This window comes from Streptomyces sp. NPDC051636, from assembly GCF_044453765.1.
Lineage (GTDB): Bacteria > Actinomycetota > Actinomycetes > Streptomycetales > Streptomycetaceae > Streptomyces.
In genome coordinates this window covers 64,961-80,981 of sequence record NZ_JBITDA010000029.1, presented here as the reverse complement: position 1 = coordinate 80,981, position 16,021 = coordinate 64,961, and the positions used below count along the sequence as shown (strand labels likewise).

Here is a 16,021-nt window from a genome sequence, read left to right as displayed (position 1 = left end):
CGTAGCGAAACAAACCGATAGGATCGCCCCATGCGCCGTTCGAAAATCGTCTGTACTCTCGGCCCCGCGGTCGACTCCCACGAGATGCTCGTGTCCCTGATCGAAGCCGGCATGAACGTGGCCCGCTTCAACTTCAGCCACGGCACCCACGCCGAGCACCAGGGCCGGTACGACCGTGTCCGGGCCGCCGCCAAGGAGACCGGCCGGGCCATCGGTGTCCTCGCCGACCTGCAGGGCCCGAAGATCCGTCTGGAGACCTTCGCCGAGGGGCCGGTCGAGCTCGAGCGGGGTGACGAGTTCGTCATCACCACCGAGGACGTCCCGGGCGACAAGCAGATCTGCGGGACCACGTACAAGGGCCTGCCGGGCGACGTCTCGCGCGGCGACCAGATCCTGATCAACGACGGCAACGTCGAGCTGAAGGTCCTGGACGTCGAGGGCCCGCGGGTGCGGACGATCGTCATCGAGGGCGGTGTCGTCTCCGACCACAAGGGCATCAATCTGCCCGGCGCGGCCGTGAACGTGCCCGCGCTGAGCGAGAAGGACGTCGAGGACCTGCGGTTCGCGCTGCGCATGGGCTGCGACCTGGTCGCGCTGTCCTTCGTGCGGGACGCCAAGGACGTCGCGGACGTCCACAAGGTGATGGACGAGGAGGGCCGCCGCGTCCCGGTCATCGCCAAGGTGGAGAAGCCGCAGGCGGTCGAGAACATGGAGGACGTCGTGATGGCGTTCGACGGCGTGATGGTCGCCCGTGGTGACCTCGCCGTCGAGTACCCGCTCGAGAAGGTCCCCATGGTGCAGAAGCGCCTGATCGAGCTGTGCCGGCGCAACGCCAAGCCGGTGATCGTGGCGACCCAGATGATGGAGTCGATGATCACCAACTCCCGCCCGACCCGCGCCGAGGCCTCCGACGTGGCCAACGCGATCCTGGACGGCGCCGACGCGGTCATGCTGTCCGCCGAGTCGAGCGTGGGCGCGTACCCGATCGAGACCGTGAAGACGATGTCGAAGATCGTCGCCGCGGCCGAGCAGGAGCTGCTCTCCAAGGGCCTGCAGCCGCTCGTCCCGGGCAAGAAGCCGCGTACGCAGGGTGGTTCGGTGGCCCGTGCCGCCTGCGAGATCGCGGACTTCCTCGGCGGCCGGGGCCTGGTGGCCTTCACCCAGTCCGGCGACACCGCCCGCCGCCTCTCGCGCTACCGCGCGCAGCAGCCGATCATCGCCTTCACCACGGACGAGAGCACCCGCAACCAGCTGGCGCTCAGCTGGGGCGTCGAGTCGCACGTCGTGCCGTTCGTGAACAGCACCGACGAGATGGTCGACCTGGTGGACCAGGAGATCACCAAGACCAACCGCTTCAACCCGGGGGAGATCGTCATCATCACCGCCGGCTCGCCCCCCGGTGTCTCCGGCACCACCAACATGCTCCGTGTCCACCACCTCGGCGCCAGCAACTGACCGCTGGGCCAAGGACTTGTACGGCGCCGAGGGCGCCCCCTGCGACAGGGGGCGCCCTCGACTTGTTGCGGCTCCCGAACGGGTCTGTGCGGTCGCTCAGCCGGTTGTGTACACGTGCATCCCGGGCACGTGCAGGTTGCCACCGAACTGGGCTGCCTGGGTCACCTTCGCGTTGGTGAAGTAGATCAGCGGGATGTTCAGCGGCGGCGGGCTGTCCGGGCTGAACGTCACGGGGATCAGGCCGAAGAGGTTGCCGGAGATGCTCTCGGTGTACATCACCGTGTCGCCGCCGCGGATGGTGGACGTCGAGCCGGAGGCCGCCTGCACGTGGTAGGTCTTGCCCGACTGCTTGTCGTTCACCGTCTGGTGCAGGTCTCCGATGTCGGTGCCGCCGGAGATGACGTACTTCAGGACCTTCTTCTTCGTCCCGTTGGCCGTCTTCACCTCGACGATGCCCTGGTAGTCGGCACCCTTCAGCAGCAGCGAGCTGGCGTTCAGGTACCAGGGGTCGTCCGCCACCGCCACCTTGTTGTCGACGCCGCCCTCGTCGTCCGTGGCGGCCGGGCAGTCCTCCGCGGAGGTGCTGGAGCTCGCCGACGGGCTGGGCGAGGAGGTCGCCGACTCGGCCGCCTTCTCGACCGCTGAGGTGGTGTCGTCGGCCGCCTTGGACGCCGTGTCGGTGGTGTCCTTCACGGTGTCCTCGACCGTCTTGGTGGCCCTGTCGGCCGTGTCCTTGACGGTGTCGGAGGTGCCGGAGCCCTTGCTGTCGCCGGAGGACGACGAGGACGACGAGGACGGCGAGGACGGCGAGGACGACGCCGAAGGAGTGGGCGCCGGACTCGCGCTGGAGGAGGAGCCGGAGCCGCCCGTGAAGATGTCGCCGATCGTGTCGCCGATGGTGTCGATCAGGTTGCCGCTGCTCTCGGACGCCGACGGGGCCGGGGAGGCGGTGGCACCGGACGAGCCGGCCTTTTCCCCCGGGGAGGACTCCGGGGAGGACGAGGAGGTCGGCGTGGGCGTCGCCTTGTCGCCCGAACCTGAGTCCGACGAACCCGACGAACCCGATGAAGAGGTCTTGCCCGAGGTGTCCTTGGCGTCGGCGGACGCCGAGGGGTCCGGCGTCGTCCCGCCCTTGTCCGCGGTCTCGCTCGCGCTCGACGAGGCCGACGGCGACGGCGAGGCGGAGGAGTCGGCGGAGTCGTCCAGGGCCTTGACGCAGTCCTTGTACTCGTCGGCCGTCAGGCTCTTCGACGAGGCCGACGGCGACGGCGCGGAGCTGTTGTTGTCGGCGAGGGCGAGGCTCGACGTGAACCCCATGCCCATGAGGACCGCGGTCGGCATCGCCACGGTGGCTATCGCCTTGCCGGCCGGCATGTGGAACCTGGTGAACAGCGGCTTCTTGGGTGCCGCGTGGCGCGGCCCGGTTCTCACACGGGACTCGTCCACCTCAGTCCCGAGGGTCACCTCGTCAGCCGGCACTGTGCCTCCCGTTCGCCCCGTTGGCCGGGCTCGTTCCTGACAGGTCGTTCTCCCCCAGTGCCTTGAAGGGCTGGGAGGGGCCCCCATTGCCGATCCCGTACGCGTCCGCGGCGGGCGGCGCGGTCTCGGGGGCGTCGTCCGGCCCCGCGGCACTCCCCTCGGCGGGCTGCGGCTCGCGCGGTGCGCCCGGCGCCCAGGCGACGGCCATGGCCCCGCCGATCAGCGCGAGCAGGAAGCCCATCAGGAAGCCACCGAGGTTGGAGAGGGGGAGGGACACCAGCGCCAGCAGGATCGCCGCGACGCCCGCGAAGACCCGTACCTGCGTCTGGAACCAGAGACTGATGCCCAGGACGACGAGCAGCACGCCGATGATCAGGGACCCCGCGCCCGCCGGCGTACCCATGGCCAGTGTCAGATGGCCGAGCTGCAGGTGCGCGTACGGGAAGTAGGCGATGGGGAATCCGCCGAGCATGACGAACAGGCCCGCCCAGAACGGCCTCGAGCCCCGCCAGGCGCGGAACTGCTGCCTCCTGCGGGTGAACTGGCCGGTTGCGGCAGGAGTCTCGGCGCTCATGGAAAACAGCTCCCTGGTGCGGCGTTGCTGTGGTGGTGATGTGTGCCGCCTGTGAAAGCGCGGCCCGGAGAGGGGACGGGCGGGGGCGCCACCGGCTCCCCCGCCCGTCAGCAAGTGCTCAGTAGCACTCGTGCGTACCGGTCGACAGCGACATGTGCAGACCGCTCAGCTTGAAGGTTCCGGCAGTGGTGGCCCACGCCGTCTGCTTCACGTCGGTCAGCGTGGCCGAGTCGGCCTGCTGGGCGAATCCGAAGGGGTTCGCCTGCTCGCCGCCGCCCTTCATGCCCGGACCCTTGGAGGCGTCCTTGGCGGCCACACCGATGTCGATGTTGTTGAAGGTCGCGTTGGCATCGAGGTCGGCGACGTCGATGTACAGGTTGTCGGCCTGTACCGGCTTGTCGCCGCCGCCCGCCTTCAGGATCAGGCTGACCGATCCGAAGATCGGGACGTCCGGGGTGACCACGGACTGGCACATGTTGGTGATCTTGGCCGACTTGAACGCCGAGACGGCGACGGGGTGAGCCGTCTTCTTGCCGTCCATCGTGTAGCCGGAGTCGATCGCGCCGTACTGCGAGAAGCCGGTGCCCTCGAGCTTGTCGGCCGTCACCTTGAACGACTGGCCGGAAACGCTGAAGGACGCGGCGAGAGCGCCCTGCGCGAGGGCGACACCTATCGCGGCCGTAGCGGCGACGCTGGGCACCATGACCACAGCGAACCGCTTCCATCTGGTCCCGCCACGCACCTGGGACTCCATATTTCCTCCTTCTCGGACGTACATCTCCTGGCCCGGGCTCGCCACCAAGTCGGCGGCTCAGCCGGGCAGGGATGGGAGAAGTGCTACGTCCTCGGGAAGGGGAGCGCCCGCGCTCGGCGGCGCGAACCGCGCCCGAATCACCGGCGATCACCCCCGAGCGACAACCACTGGTCGCGCCTGAAACGCATCACGCACAACCCTGCTGGACAGGCTTCGCCGTGTGACGAAGACCCCCCTGCCCTAGAGCCGGCGCCACTGCCGCCGACTCTGCTCGGTGGGGACCCAGATTGCCCCGTTGACCCGACCGGCTGTCGGGGTACGGGAATGGACCGAGCGTCGCCGATCGTGGTGCATTCTCGCCGCCCGCACAAGGGGGTTCGTTACTCGCTAGTAACGGCCGGATAACCGAGCAACGGCCCGGTGATCCCGGAGTGCGACGCTCGGTGTCATTTATAGGTAGAACAAAACTGTTGATCCTTGGACGGAACCAGACAGACCAACGCCCGCGTTTTACTGGGAGTAACAGCGGCCGCGATTACCAAGATTTGGTAAAGCGCGGCCGCTCTGACGCCTCACTGGCGGATCTTTCACCCCGACATCACTCGCCAGGGCGTTTAGTCACTGGTCAACCCCGGGTCAGAAAAGGGCGCGTGCCAGCTCCCGGCGCGCCCCCACCACCCGCGGGTCCTCCGACCCGACCACCTCGAACAGCTCCAGCAGTCGGCGCCGTACGGCGTCCCGGTCGTCCCCCGCCGTGCGCCGCACGGTCTCGATCAGCCGCCCGAACGCGTCCTCGACGTGCCCGCCCACCAGATCCAGGTCGGCGGCCGCGATCTGGGCCTCGACGTCACCCGGCCTGTCGGCCGCGTCCTTGCGCACCCGCTGCGGGTCCACTCCCTGGACCCGCTGCAGCAAATCCGCCTGCGCGAGGCCCAGTTTGGCCTCGGTGTTGCCCGGATCGTCGCTGAGCACGTTCTTGTACGCCTGGATGGCCCCGCCCAGGTCGCCCGCGTCCAGGGCCTGTACGGCGGCCTCCAGCAGCGCGTCGTACGGTCCGGCCGGCACCCGGGCCTCGGTCGGCACGTCGCCGGGCCGGGCGTCCGGGTCGACGGCCAGACCGGTCAGCCCGAAGCGCTGCTCGGCGACCTGCACCAGCTGGTCGAGGGTCTGCCGGATCTGCGCCTCGCCGGCGGCCCCCTGGAAGAGTGGCAGCGCCTGCCCCGCGACGACGGCGAAGACGGCCGGGATGCCCTGCACCCCGAACTGCTGCATCAGCATCTGGTTGGCGTCGACGTCGATCTTGGCGAGCAGGATGCGGCCGTTGTACTCGACGGCCAGCCGCTCCAGGACCGGGCTCAGCTGCTTGCAGGGCTGACACCACTCGGCCCAGAAGTCGATGACGACCGGTACCTCTGCGGAGCGCTGGAGGACATCGCGTTCGAAGGTGGCCTCGTCGACGTCGATGACGAGATCGGCCGGGGAGACGGCACCCGGTCCGCCCTGCCGGGCGGCATCGGCGCGCGCCTGCTCCGCCTTGGCCTTGGCCTCCTGGGCCGCCTTCACCGCGGCGAGGTCGACGACGCCGCTCATGGACATGTTCCGTGGCTGCATGCGTCTATCCTCCCCCGTTCCCGCGCGTGTGTGAAAAGCGCTGTGAAAGCCGGTCCACCGGGTGGCCGGTCTGCTGCGTGGCTGCGGCGCCGGGTCCCCACCCCACGCCTTGTGGTCGTCGCTTTCGCTACGACCCGTAGCGTAATGCCATCGGGGGTCCGCGCGACACCACACCCCGGTGATCTCCCTCACGGCTTCACAGGAACGGCCGGTTATGGTCGGGGAATGCAGAGCCGCACCCCCGCCAGCCGCCCCGGACGCCCGCGCAGCGCCGCCGCGGACACCGCGATCCTGGCCGCGACCCGGGAGGCCCTGGTGGAACTGGGCTGGTCCAAGCTCACCTTGGGAGACGTGGCGATGCGCGCGGGGGTCGCGAAGACGACCCTCTACCGCCGCTGGGCGGGCAAGAACGAACTCGTCGTCGACGCGGTGGCCGAACTCTTCGACGAACTCCGGCTCCCCGACCGCGGCACCCTCGCCGCCGACATCGAGGGCGTGGTCCTCCAGTTCGCCGCCATCCTGGCCCGCCCGGAGGCCAAGAGCGGCCTGATGGCGGCGGTCGCCGAGTCGACCCGGGACGACGCGCTGCGGGAACGCATCCGCGAGTCCATCGTGGACCGCCAGAAACGCCTCGTCCAGGAAGGCCGCGCCCGCGCCCAGGTGCGCGGCGAACTCCCTCCGGAATCCGGCCCCGAGGAAGCCGCCCGCACCGCCGACCTCATCTTCGACATGGTCGCGGGCGCGGTGGTCCACCGCACCCTGGTGAGCGGCAAGCCGGCGGACGAGGAGTGGGTGCGCAGTTTCACGCGGGTACTGCTCATGGGGCTGACTTCTCGGCCGACCGAGTCGGGTGCCGGGTGGCCGTAGGGCGGGGGTTCAGGGGGCGGAGCCCCCTGGTGGCGCCCTGGTGGCGCCCGCACCGGGCAACGGCGCCTAGAACCCCGCCGGCTCCGTATACACCCCCCACTCGTCCCGCAGCACCCCGCAGATCTCCCCCAGCGTCGCCTCCGCCCGCACCGCGTCCAGCATCGGCTCGATCATGTTGGCCCCCGACCGGGCCGCGGCGAGCATCCCGTCCAGCGCCGCACGGACACCGGCCTCATCCCGCGCCGCCCGCCGCTCGGAGAGCACCCGCACCTGCTCCCGCTCCACCTCGTGACTGACCCGCAGGATCTCCAGATCCCCGGTGACCGACCCGGTGTGGACGTTGACGCCCACCACCTTCTTGTCACCCTTCTCCAGCGCCTGCTGGTAGCGGAACGCCGACTCCGCGATCTCCCCGGTGAACCACCCGTCCTCGATCCCGCGCAGGATCCCGGAGGTGATCGGCCCGATCGGGTGCTGCCCGTCCGGGTGCGCCCTGAGCCCCCGCTCCCTGATCTGCTCGAAGACCTTCTCCGCGTCCGCCTCGATCCGGTCCGTCAGCTGCTCGACGTACCACGAACCACCCAGCGGGTCCGCCACGTTGGCGACCCCGGTCTCCTCCATCAGCACCTGCTGCGTGCGCAGCGCGATCTCCGCGGCCTGCTCGGAAGGCAGCGCAAGGGTCTCGTCCAGGGCGTTGGTGTGCAGCGAGTTCGTCCCGCCGAGCACCGCCGCCAGCGCCTCCACGGCCGTACGCACCACGTTGTTGTACGGCTGCTGGGCGGTCAGCGAGACCCCGGCGGTCTGGGTGTGGAAGCGCAGCCACTGCGCCTTCTCGCTCCGCGCGCCGTACACGTCCCGCATCCACCGCGCCCAGATCCGCCGCGCGGCGCGGAACTTGGCGATCTCCTCGAAGAAGTCGACGTGCGCGTCGAAGAAGAAGGACAGCCCCGGGGCGAAGACATCCACGTCGAGCCCGCGCGACAGCCCCAGCTCCACGTACCCGAACCCGTCGGCCAGCGTGTACGCCAGCTCCTGCGCGGCGGTCGCGCCGGCCTCCCGGATGTGGTAGCCGGACACGGACAGCGGCTTGTAGGCGGGGATGCCGGCCGCGCAGTACTCCATCAGGTCGCCGATGAGGCGCAGATGGGGCTCGGGCTGGAAGAGCCACTCCTTCTGGGCGATGTACTCCTTGAAGATGTCGGTCTGGAGCGTGCCGTTGAGCACGGAGGGGTCCACGCCCTGGCGCTCGGCGGCGACAAGGTACATGCAGAAGACGGGCACGGCCGGACCGCTGATGGTCATGGACGTCGTCACGTCGCCGAGCGGGATGTCCTTGAACAGGACCTCCATGTCCGCCGCCGAGTCGATGGCCACCCCGCAGTGCCCGACCTCGCCCAGGGAGCGCGGGTCGTCGGAGTCGCGGCCCATCAGCGTCGGCATGTCGAAGGCGACGGACAGCCCGCCACCGCCGGCGGCCAGGATCATCTTGTAGCGCTCGTTGGTCTGCTCGGCGTTGCCGAACCCGGCGAACTGCCGGATGGTCCACGTGCGCCCCCGGTAGCCGGTCGGGTACAGCCCGCGCGTGAAGGGGTACTCCCCGGGCCAGCCGATCCGCTCGAAGCCCTCGTAGCTGTCCCCGGGGCGGGGTCCGTACACCGGGTCCACGGGGTCGCCGGAGAGCGTGGTGAAATCAGCGTCGCGCTTGCGCGCGGCGTCGTAGCGGGCCTGCCAGCGACGGCGGCCTTCCTCGATGGCGTCAGCGTCCATACCATCGAATTTACTAGGACGTCCTAGTAAATGTCGACGGCAAACCAGGGCGCTCGAGGAACGCCCTGGTCAAAGGCGGTCAAGCCTTGGCGACCGCGGGCGCGCCGTCCGCGGCCCTGGCCTCGAGCTCGTGACTGATCCTGCGCTCCACGAAGAAGGCGGCCGTGGGGATGGTCCCGGCGAGCAACACCCACAACTGCTTGCCCACCGGCCACTTCGCCTTGGAGCCCAGATCGAAGGCGAAGACCAGGTAGACGACGTAGAGCCAGCCGTGCGCGATGGCGACGACCCGGGTGAAGTCGGCGGCACCGTCGATGTCCAGCCCGTACTTCGCGATCATGCTCAGGCACAGCAGCACCAGCAGCACACCGGTGACGTAGGCCATGACGCGGTAGCGGGTCAGCACGCTTTTCTTCATGCCGACGAGCGTAACCGCCCGTTCCGGGAGATCTTGTCCCGGGTCACTCCTCCTCGAAGTCGTGCACCGCGATCCTCAGCGGCCGCAGCATCGCGAAGATCTCCGCGCACTCCTCGGCGTCGTACACCCCGAGCCCGAAGTCCATCGCCATCAGGTCCCGGGTGGCCGCGTCGACCACCTCGCGCCCCTTGTCGGTGATACCGGCGAGCGTGCCGCGCCCGTCGTTCGGGTTGGGCCGCTTGTCCACCAGCCCCGACCGCACCAGCCGGTCGACGGTGTTCGTCACGGACGTGGGATGCACCATCAGCCGCTCACCGATCTTGGACATGGGCAGCTCACCGGCCTTGGAGAAGGTGAGCAGCACCAGCGCCTCGTACCGCGCGAACGTCAGTCCGTACGGCTTGACCACCGCGTCCACCTCGGCCAGCAGGATCTGGTGCGCCCGCATGATCGAGGTGATCGCCGCCATCGACGGCACGTTTCCCCACCGCTGCTTCCAGAGCTCGTCCGCGCGGGCGATGGGGTCGAAGGGAAGGCTGAGAGGCTTCGGCACGTCATCAGACATTACCGGCCAGTCATATGCTGGTCAGCCCTGTCTCGGCTTTCGGTCAGCTCGGCGCAGATGGTGGCGGACCGCGCGCTGGGCCACGGGGCCGAGGTCCTCCAGCGCGGCCACGAGGGCGCCGAGCTGCTCCAGGGCGTCGAGAGCCGCGTGGGCGCCGGCCTCGTCCACGCCTTCGTACAGTTCGATGCCGACGAAGGACGCGGCGACCGCGCGGGCCAGGCTCGCCGGGTCGGTGAACTCGCCGAAGGGGGTCGCCGCGAGGACCCTCCTGAGGACCCGCTCTATCTCCGCGATCCACAGATCGAGGCCCGCCGCCGTGGCCGGCCCCAGGGCGGCGTGGGTCTGGGCACCGGCCAGGAGCTGGCCGAGGAGGGCGACATGGCCGCCGGCGCGTTCCTGTTCGTGGATCTCCCGCCCGACCGCGAGGAGCTCGGAGAGCGAGGAGACCGAGGCGAGCCGCGTACGGTACTGGGCCACCGCCTTCTCGGCGCCGTACCGGCAGGCCGCGGCGAGGAGTTCGTCCACCGAGCCGAAGTGGTAGAAGACCAGCGCCTGATTGACCCCGGCCGCCGCCGCGACCGTACGGCCGGACGCCTTGGCGATCCCCTGCTCGGTGAGCACCCGCAACGCGCCCTCCAGGAGCCTGGTCTTCGTCTCCTGGGACTTGCCCTGGGGTTTCGCCGGCTCCGGGCTCATGCGCGCGCCGTCTCACGGCCGAGGGAGTCCGCGCAGGGCGAGTTCTCGAGGACGGTCATGACCGGTTCTCCAGGGTGCGCAGGAGGCGCGGGGCGCGGACCCGCTCGGCCGGGGTGCGCAGGCAGCGGCGGGCGGCCGGGGTGCAGGACAGGGGCGCCTTGAAGAGGGCGAGGGAGATGCCGACGACGAGGAGCAGCGGGCAGAGGTAGGCCACGGCGGGGGCGAACGGGCCGAAGACGCGGCTGAAGGGGCCGAGGCGCAGGCCGGCGCAGCACACGGTGAGCACGAGCGCGCGGACCGCCAGCTCGGCCAGCCAGTGCCGGCGCGCCCGCTCGGGCGTGATCCCGTGCTCCAGCCACAGCCGCAGCCGGTCGAAGGACCAGGCCGTCGCCCAGCCCATCAGCGGACGCAGCAGCAGCCGGTCGGCGAGCGCGCCGACGGCGCCCCAGCGGGGGCGGTAGTCGTAGCCGGTGAGGAAGCGGACGCCGTCGGAGTCGGGGACGTAGCGCCAGTAGCCGCTGCCCTCGGCGATCAGGGAGAGCGGGTGCGGGGAGGTGAAGCGCAGGGCGGAGGTACGGGTGCCGTCCGGGCGCTCCTTCTCGCCGGCGGAGACGCCGGTGCCGGAGACGGTGAGGAAGGGCAGGACGCGGGAGGCGTAGCGGAAGCGCTGCGGTTCGCCCTCCGCGCGCGGGAGGTGGTCGATCTCGGTGAAGCGGAGGTCCCAGCGCAGGTGCTCGGACGGCTGCTGGGTGCGCGCCCAGAGCTCGTCCAGGTCGGCCCGTATGTGCGTCTCTATGTGGAGCGCCATTGGTGTGTCCCCCTGTCAGCCGGCCGTCGAGCGCGTTTGAGCGACCGCTCAACGTGTGTGGGAAACGGAAGCTACACCTCTTTGAGCGATCGCTCAAACAACGGGCACGCGAAAACCCCGGCCCTGGGGCGGACCGGGGCTGCCGCTCGGAACAGCGGGGTCAGCGGGCCAGATGGCGCTCGACGGTCTCGACCTTCGAGGTGAGGCCGTCGCTCACCCCGGGACGGATGTCGGCCTTCAGCACCAGCGACACGCGCGGAGCCCGTGCCTCGACGACGGCGACGGCGCGCTGCACGACGGCCATGACCTCGTCCCACTCGCCCTCGATGGAGGTGAACATGGCGTCGGTGCGGTGGGGCAGGCCGGACTCGCGGACCACACGGACGGCGTCGGCGACGTACTCCCCCACGTCCTCGCCGACACCCAGTGGCGTCACGGAGAAGGCGACGATCACGCGTTCACGACTCCTTCCTTGCGGGCCCGGGCGGCGATGACCGCGTCCTCGGCCTCGCGACGGAGCCGGCGCTCGGCGATGAAGCCGCCGCCGGGGATGATCGAGTAGGCGAAGTACACGGCGGCCTTCCCCTTCTCCCACTTGGTGCGGTTCCAGGCGTCGAGCCAGAAGATCACGTAGAGGATGAACAGCACGCCGTGGATCGGGCCCAGCACCGGGGCGACGTCGAAGCCGGAGGCGACCGTGTACTTGATCACCGTGCAGGCCGCGAGCACGATCCAGGAGACGCCCTCGGGTACGGAGACCAGGCGCAGGCGGCGGATGGCGGAGGCTGTCTTGAGGTCCACGGGTCACCTTCGGTGGGAGAGTCGCTGACGACGCGGTCGCCTTGTGAAGGGAAGCACAAAGGCTCGCCCATTGTGACAAACGACGGCACGGCCCCCACGAGAGGGGTCTGTCGGTCGCCGCCCGGTCGCCGCTACCTTCACCCCGTGGCGATGTTCCGACTTCAAGGCAGCAAGGTGCTCGCCGTCGACCTGACCGGGGACGCCGTGAAGGCGAAGAACGGCTCCATGGTCGCGTACGACGGACAGATGGCCTTCAAGAAGCTCAGCGGGGGCGGTGAGGGTCTGCGGGGGATGGTGACCCGGCGGCTCACCGGTGAGCAGATGACCGTGATGGAGGTGAGAGGGAACGGGACGTGCTGGTTCGCCGACCGGGCCTCGGAGATCAGCCTCGTCGGTCTCCAGGGGGACAAGCTGTACGTGGAATCGAGCAATCTGCTCGCGACCGACGCCGGGCTCAGGACCGGGACGACGTTCACGGGGCTGCGCGGGGCCTCGCAGGGCAACGGGCTGTTCACCACGACCGTCGAGGGGCACGGACAGGCGGCGATCATGTCGGAGGGACCGGCGGTCGTGCTCCGCGTGAGCCCCCAGTACCCGCTGATCGTCGACCCGGGCGCCTACATCGCCCACCAGGGCGACGTCCGGCAGTCCTTCCAGTCCGGTGTGACCTTCCGCACCTTCATCGGCGAGGGCGGGGGCGAGGCCTTCCAGATCCGGTTCGAGGGGGACGGGCTGGTGTACGTACAGCCGAGCGAGCGGAACACCATCGCGGGGGACGTGTGAGATGACGCTCCGAGAGATCAACTCCAAGATGGTCGAGGCCACGGTCGCGCCCGGCCAGCGGCTGTTCAGTCAGCGCGGCGCGATGCTCGCCTACCGGGGCGACGTCTCCTTCACCCCCAACGTCCAGGGCGGCCAGGGGGGACTGATGTCGATGATCGGGCGGCGGGTCGCGGGCGAGGCCACCCCTCTGATGACCGTCGAGGGCAGCGGCACCGTCTTCTTCGGGCACGGCGGCCACCACCTGCACGTCATCAGCCTCTCCGGCGACACGCTCTACGTGGAGGCGGACCGGCTGCTGGCCTTCGAGGGCACGCTCCGGCAGGGCACGATGTTCATGGGCTCGCAGGGCGGGGTGATGGGCATGGTGCGGGGGCAGGTCACCGGGCAGGGACTGTTCACGACGACCCTGCAGGGACACGGGGCGGTGGCGGTGATGGCGCACGGCGGGGTCTTCGAGATCCCGATCACACCGCAGCGGCCCGTCCACGTCGACCCTCAGGCGTACGTCGCCCACCACGGGGACGTCCGCAACAAACTGTCCACCGCCCTCGGCTGGCGCGACATGGTGGGGCGCGGCTCCGGCGAGGCGTTCCAGCTGGAGCTCAGCGGCAGCGGCACGGTGTACGTGCAGGCGTCGGAGGAGAAGCTGTGACCACCCACCAGGGCCAGGGCCCCGTGATCCACGACCCCATGACGCTGCCCGCCGACGACAACGTCAACAAGTACACCTTCTGTGTGGAGCTCAAGGGCGCGGAGTGGTTCCTGCAGAAGGGGAAGATGATCGCCTACTACGGGGCGATCGAGTTCAACGGCATCGGGCACGGGCGACTCGACCGACTTGTCCGTACGTCCTTCCATTCGCCTCTGCACGCGAGCGACTGGGTCGTGGCGGCGGGCTCGGGCAAGATGCTCCTCGCCGACCGGGCGTTTGATGTGAACGCGTACGACCTGGACGACGGCAACCTGACCATTCGCTCGGGCAACCTGCTCGCTTTTCAGCCAAGTCTTGCCCTCAAGCAGTCGATCGTGCCGGGTTTTCTGACACTCATCGGAACCGGAAAGTTCGTGGCCGCATCCAACGGTCCGGTGGTGTTCCTGGAACCGCCGATCCGGGTGGACCCGCAGGCGCTCGTCGGCTGGGCCGACTGCCCGTCTCCGTGCCATCACTACGACCACGGTTACCTGACGGGCGTAATGGGCGGTCTACGTGCGATGACGGGCCTGGGCGGGGCTTCCGGGGAGGAGCATCAGTTCGAGTTCGTGGGGGCCGGCACGGTCCTCCTCCAGTCGACCGAGACCCTGATGGCGGAGCAGGCCACGGGGGCGGTTCCGCCTGAACCAGGTGTGCCCGGCGGTGGCGCAGGGACACCTGGTGGACACGGAGCGCAACCGTCGGGCGCACCGCGCCTTCCCGGACAGCTGGGGGACCTCCAACGTCGCTTCGGGCTGTGAGCGGTAGTCTGCGGAGTGTGACGTCGAACGCGTGCGCACAGTCACACAACCCTCACTAGTTCGCCTTTCAACATTTTAGGTAGACTTCACTTATGGAGACCGAGACGGCCACGCGCTGGCTGACCGATGCGGAGCAGTGCGCCTGGCGCACCCACCTGGAGGTCAACAGGCTGTTGACGTACCAGCTCGAAAGGGATCTGCAGCCGTTCGGCCTGACAATGAACGACTACGAGATCCTGGTGAACCTCTCCGAGTCCGAGGACGTACGGATGCGGATGAGCGACCTCGCGTCCGCCACCCTCCAGTCCAAGAGCCGGCTCTCCCACCAGATCACCCGCATGGAGAACGCGAACCTGGTCCGCCGCGAGAACTGCGAGTCCGACCGACGCGGCCTGTACGCCGTCCTCACCGAGCACGGCATGGAAACCATGAAGAAGGTCGCGCCCCATCATGTGGCGTCCGTCCGCAGGCACTTCATCGACCTGCTGTCACCCGAGGCCCTGGTGGAGCTGGACAAGGCCCTGAAGCCGATCGCCGAGCATCTTCGGGGGCAGCGGGGGCGTCCCTGACCCTGGCCGGGGCCGGGGCGGCAGGCGGGTGTTCAGGTCCCGCCTGCCGCTCCGGCTCCGGCGCCGCCCACGGCCAGGCAGGTGACGCCGGCCGCCAGCGCCACCCCGCCCGCCGGCACGAAGCACACCCCGACCGGCACCCGGCCGATCAGCACCCCGGCCACCAGCGAACCGCTCGAGCTGCCCGCGTTCACCGCGGTGTTCACCCACGCCCCCGCCTGCGTCCGGGCCCCCGGGTCCGCCGTCTCCTCCGCGAGGAGGTACGCCGTCGTCAGGGCCGGGGCGATGAAGAGGCCCGCGCCCGTCATGACCGCCGTGAGGGTCCACACTCCGGGGGCCAGCCCCGTGGCGGCGAGCACCAGGCCGAGGCCCGCCGCGGAACAGGCCAGACGCACCGGGCGGGCGTACGCCAGTCGATCGCCCCGTTGAGCAGTCCGCCCACCGCGCTGCCCGCCGAGAGCGCGGCCAGGATCCAGGGGACCACGGCGTCGTCGTACGAGCGTTGCGCCGCGAAGGCCATCACCAGCAGTTCCACGCCGCTGAGCGCGAGGCCCATGCCCGCGGCCACGACCACCGGGGAGAGCAGCCCGCGGGCGCCCGCGAGAGGGCGCCGGGCTTGCCGGGGCCAGGCGTGGGGCGGGGTCCGGGCATCGCCCGGGAGGACACGAACGCACAGGTCCCGGCCACGATCAGCAGCGCGCTCAGCAGTACCCCGGCGGCGGGCGAGGTGAAGGGGACGAGGACGCCGACCAGCATCGGGCCGGAGACGTACAACAGTTCCTCCGCCACCCCGTCCAGGCTGTACGCCCGCGCCAGGAGCCGGGGGCCGTCCAGGAGTCCGGCCCATACCGTGCGCGTGGTGGGGCCCAGCGGGGGCGCACAGGCACCGGCGAGGGCGGCGGCGGTGCCGAGGAGCGCCGGCCGGGCGCCCGGCCGCCAGGTCAGCGCCGCCAGGGCGCACAGCAGGGCGCCGTACAGCGACACCATGGGGATCAGGGCCCGGCGTGGGCCGTGCCGGTCGACCAGGGCCGCCCGCGGCGGCATCAGGAAGACGGTGGCGGCGCCGTACAGGCCATCACGATGCCGGAGACGGCGTACGAGCCGGTCGCCCGGGTCACCGACAGCATCAGGGAGAGCCCGACCGTGCCGTACGACAGCCGGGCGGTCAGCGCGGCGGCGAAGGTGCGGCGCGCGTGCGGGACGCGCAGGACGGCGGCGTACGACGGCCGCGGGGCGGGAGGAGGGCGCGACGAAGTGGGCGCGGACATGAGTGGGTTCCTCAAGGCGAGGCGGATGAGGGGACACCGGAGCGCCGCGACGGCCGGCAGCCGCTCAGGGGCCGCCGGGCGCGGGCGCGGTGCGCGCTCTACGCCAAGGAGAGCAAGGAGAGGAACATACGGTCAAGTTACCAGGCCCGCCGTG

Annotated in this window: 20 protein-coding genes; 6 read left to right on the top strand and 14 right to left on the bottom strand. The window is 70.1% G+C overall.

Annotated features, from left to right (window positions below; genetic code table 11):
• Window positions 1-30: 30 nt before the first annotated feature.
• Window positions 31-1,455 (top strand): pyruvate kinase, encoded by a 1,425-nt coding sequence (pyk, locus tag ACIBBH_RS35315; RefSeq protein WP_399411845.1) that lies wholly within the window; start codon window positions 31-33, stop codon window positions 1,453-1,455.
• 96 nt (window positions 1,456-1,551) lie between these two features.
• Here pyk and ACIBBH_RS35310 read toward each other — a convergent pair whose 3' ends face one another.
• The 4 genes from ACIBBH_RS35310 to ACIBBH_RS35295 form a co-directional block, all read right to left on the bottom strand.
• Complete coding sequence (locus ACIBBH_RS35310; RefSeq protein ID WP_399411843.1) at window positions 1,552-2,934, bottom strand: hypothetical protein; 1,383 nt, start codon at window positions 2,932-2,934, stop codon at window positions 1,552-1,554.
• Complete coding sequence (locus ACIBBH_RS35305; RefSeq protein WP_399411841.1) at window positions 2,924-3,508, bottom strand: DUF6114 domain-containing protein; 585 nt, start codon at window positions 3,506-3,508, stop codon at window positions 2,924-2,926. The genes ACIBBH_RS35310 and ACIBBH_RS35305 overlap by 11 nt, the downstream gene beginning before the upstream one ends.
• A gap of 118 nt (window positions 3,509-3,626) precedes the next feature.
• Window positions 3,627-4,262 (bottom strand): DUF6230 family protein, encoded by a 636-nt coding sequence (locus ACIBBH_RS35300; protein ID WP_399411839.1) that lies wholly within the window; start codon window positions 4,260-4,262, stop codon window positions 3,627-3,629.
• 636 nt (window positions 4,263-4,898) lie between these two features.
• Window positions 4,899-5,873 (bottom strand): tetratricopeptide repeat protein, encoded by a 975-nt coding sequence (locus ACIBBH_RS35295; protein ID WP_399411837.1) that lies wholly within the window; start codon window positions 5,871-5,873, stop codon window positions 4,899-4,901.
• Window positions 5,874-6,098: 225 nt separating this feature from the next.
• Here ACIBBH_RS35295 and ACIBBH_RS35290 point away from each other — a divergent pair, with 225 nt between their 5' ends.
• Window positions 6,099-6,740: a TetR/AcrR family transcriptional regulator gene (locus tag ACIBBH_RS35290; RefSeq protein WP_399411835.1), complete on the top strand. Its 642-nt coding sequence runs from the start codon at window positions 6,099-6,101 to the stop codon at window positions 6,738-6,740.
• 66 nt (window positions 6,741-6,806) lie between these two features.
• Here ACIBBH_RS35290 and ACIBBH_RS35285 read toward each other — a convergent pair whose 3' ends face one another.
• From ACIBBH_RS35285 to ACIBBH_RS35255, 7 genes are all read right to left on the bottom strand, one after another.
• Window positions 6,807-8,507, bottom strand: coding sequence for a methylmalonyl-CoA mutase (locus tag ACIBBH_RS35285; RefSeq protein WP_399411833.1), 1,701 nt, complete (start codon window positions 8,505-8,507; stop codon window positions 6,807-6,809).
• Window positions 8,508-8,586: 79 nt separating this feature from the next.
• Window positions 8,587-8,925, bottom strand: a complete 339-nt coding sequence (locus ACIBBH_RS35280) for a DUF3817 domain-containing protein (protein ID WP_399411831.1) — start codon at window positions 8,923-8,925, stop codon at window positions 8,587-8,589.
• Window positions 8,926-8,968: 43 nt separating this feature from the next.
• Window positions 8,969-9,478, bottom strand: coding sequence for a MarR family winged helix-turn-helix transcriptional regulator (locus tag ACIBBH_RS35275; protein WP_399411829.1), 510 nt, complete (start codon window positions 9,476-9,478; stop codon window positions 8,969-8,971).
• A gap of 33 nt (window positions 9,479-9,511) precedes the next feature.
• Window positions 9,512-10,186, bottom strand: a complete 675-nt coding sequence (locus ACIBBH_RS35270; protein ID WP_399411827.1) for a TetR/AcrR family transcriptional regulator — start codon at window positions 10,184-10,186, stop codon at window positions 9,512-9,514.
• Between the two features lie 55 nt (window positions 10,187-10,241).
• The gene (locus ACIBBH_RS35265; RefSeq protein WP_399411824.1) at window positions 10,242-10,994 is read right to left on the bottom strand and encodes a hypothetical protein; all 753 of its coding nucleotides are present in this window, start codon (window positions 10,992-10,994) and stop codon (window positions 10,242-10,244) included.
• 160 nt (window positions 10,995-11,154) lie between these two features.
• On the bottom strand, window positions 11,155-11,448 hold the full coding sequence (locus ACIBBH_RS35260; protein ID WP_399411822.1) for an MTH1187 family thiamine-binding protein: 294 nt from the start codon (window positions 11,446-11,448) through the stop codon (window positions 11,155-11,157).
• Window positions 11,445-11,795, bottom strand: a complete 351-nt coding sequence (locus ACIBBH_RS35255) for a DUF3817 domain-containing protein (protein ID WP_399411820.1) — start codon at window positions 11,793-11,795, stop codon at window positions 11,445-11,447. Before ACIBBH_RS35255 ends, ACIBBH_RS35260 begins: the two co-directional genes overlap by 4 nt.
• A 150-nt stretch (window positions 11,796-11,945) precedes the next feature.
• Between ACIBBH_RS35255 and ACIBBH_RS35250 the strand changes: the two genes are divergently transcribed.
• From ACIBBH_RS35250 to ACIBBH_RS35235, 4 genes are all read left to right on the top strand, one after another.
• Window positions 11,946-12,578, top strand: coding sequence for an AIM24 family protein (locus ACIBBH_RS35250; RefSeq protein ID WP_399411887.1), 633 nt, complete (start codon window positions 11,946-11,948; stop codon window positions 12,576-12,578).
• Window position 12,579: 1 nt separating this feature from the next.
• A complete protein-coding gene (locus tag ACIBBH_RS35245) occupies window positions 12,580-13,230 on the top strand; it encodes an AIM24 family protein (RefSeq protein ID WP_399411818.1) in 651 nt (216 codons plus the stop codon).
• 38 nt (window positions 13,231-13,268) lie between these two features.
• Complete coding sequence (locus tag ACIBBH_RS35240) at window positions 13,269-14,030, top strand: AIM24 family protein (RefSeq protein WP_399411816.1); 762 nt, start codon at window positions 13,269-13,271, stop codon at window positions 14,028-14,030.
• A gap of 92 nt (window positions 14,031-14,122) precedes the next feature.
• Window positions 14,123-14,599: a MarR family winged helix-turn-helix transcriptional regulator gene (locus tag ACIBBH_RS35235; protein ID WP_399411814.1), complete on the top strand. Its 477-nt coding sequence runs from the start codon at window positions 14,123-14,125 to the stop codon at window positions 14,597-14,599.
• A gap of 32 nt (window positions 14,600-14,631) precedes the next feature.
• On the opposite strand, the gene ACIBBH_RS35230 is transcribed toward ACIBBH_RS35235, so the two are convergent.
• The 3 genes from ACIBBH_RS35230 to ACIBBH_RS35220 all read right to left on the bottom strand — a co-directional run bounded on the left by ACIBBH_RS35230 (window position 14,632) and on the right by ACIBBH_RS35220 (window position 15,867).
• The gene (locus ACIBBH_RS35230) at window positions 14,632-14,994 is read right to left on the bottom strand and encodes a hypothetical protein (protein WP_399411812.1); all 363 of its coding nucleotides are present in this window, start codon (window positions 14,992-14,994) and stop codon (window positions 14,632-14,634) included.
• 124 nt (window positions 14,995-15,118) lie between these two features.
• Window positions 15,119-15,643: a hypothetical protein gene (locus tag ACIBBH_RS35225; protein ID WP_399411810.1), complete on the bottom strand. Its 525-nt coding sequence runs from the start codon at window positions 15,641-15,643 to the stop codon at window positions 15,119-15,121.
• Window positions 15,643-15,867, bottom strand: coding sequence for a hypothetical protein (locus tag ACIBBH_RS35220; RefSeq protein ID WP_399411807.1), 225 nt, complete (start codon window positions 15,865-15,867; stop codon window positions 15,643-15,645). The genes ACIBBH_RS35225 and ACIBBH_RS35220 overlap by 1 nt, the downstream gene beginning before the upstream one ends.
• Window positions 15,868-16,021: the final 154 nt, after the last annotated feature.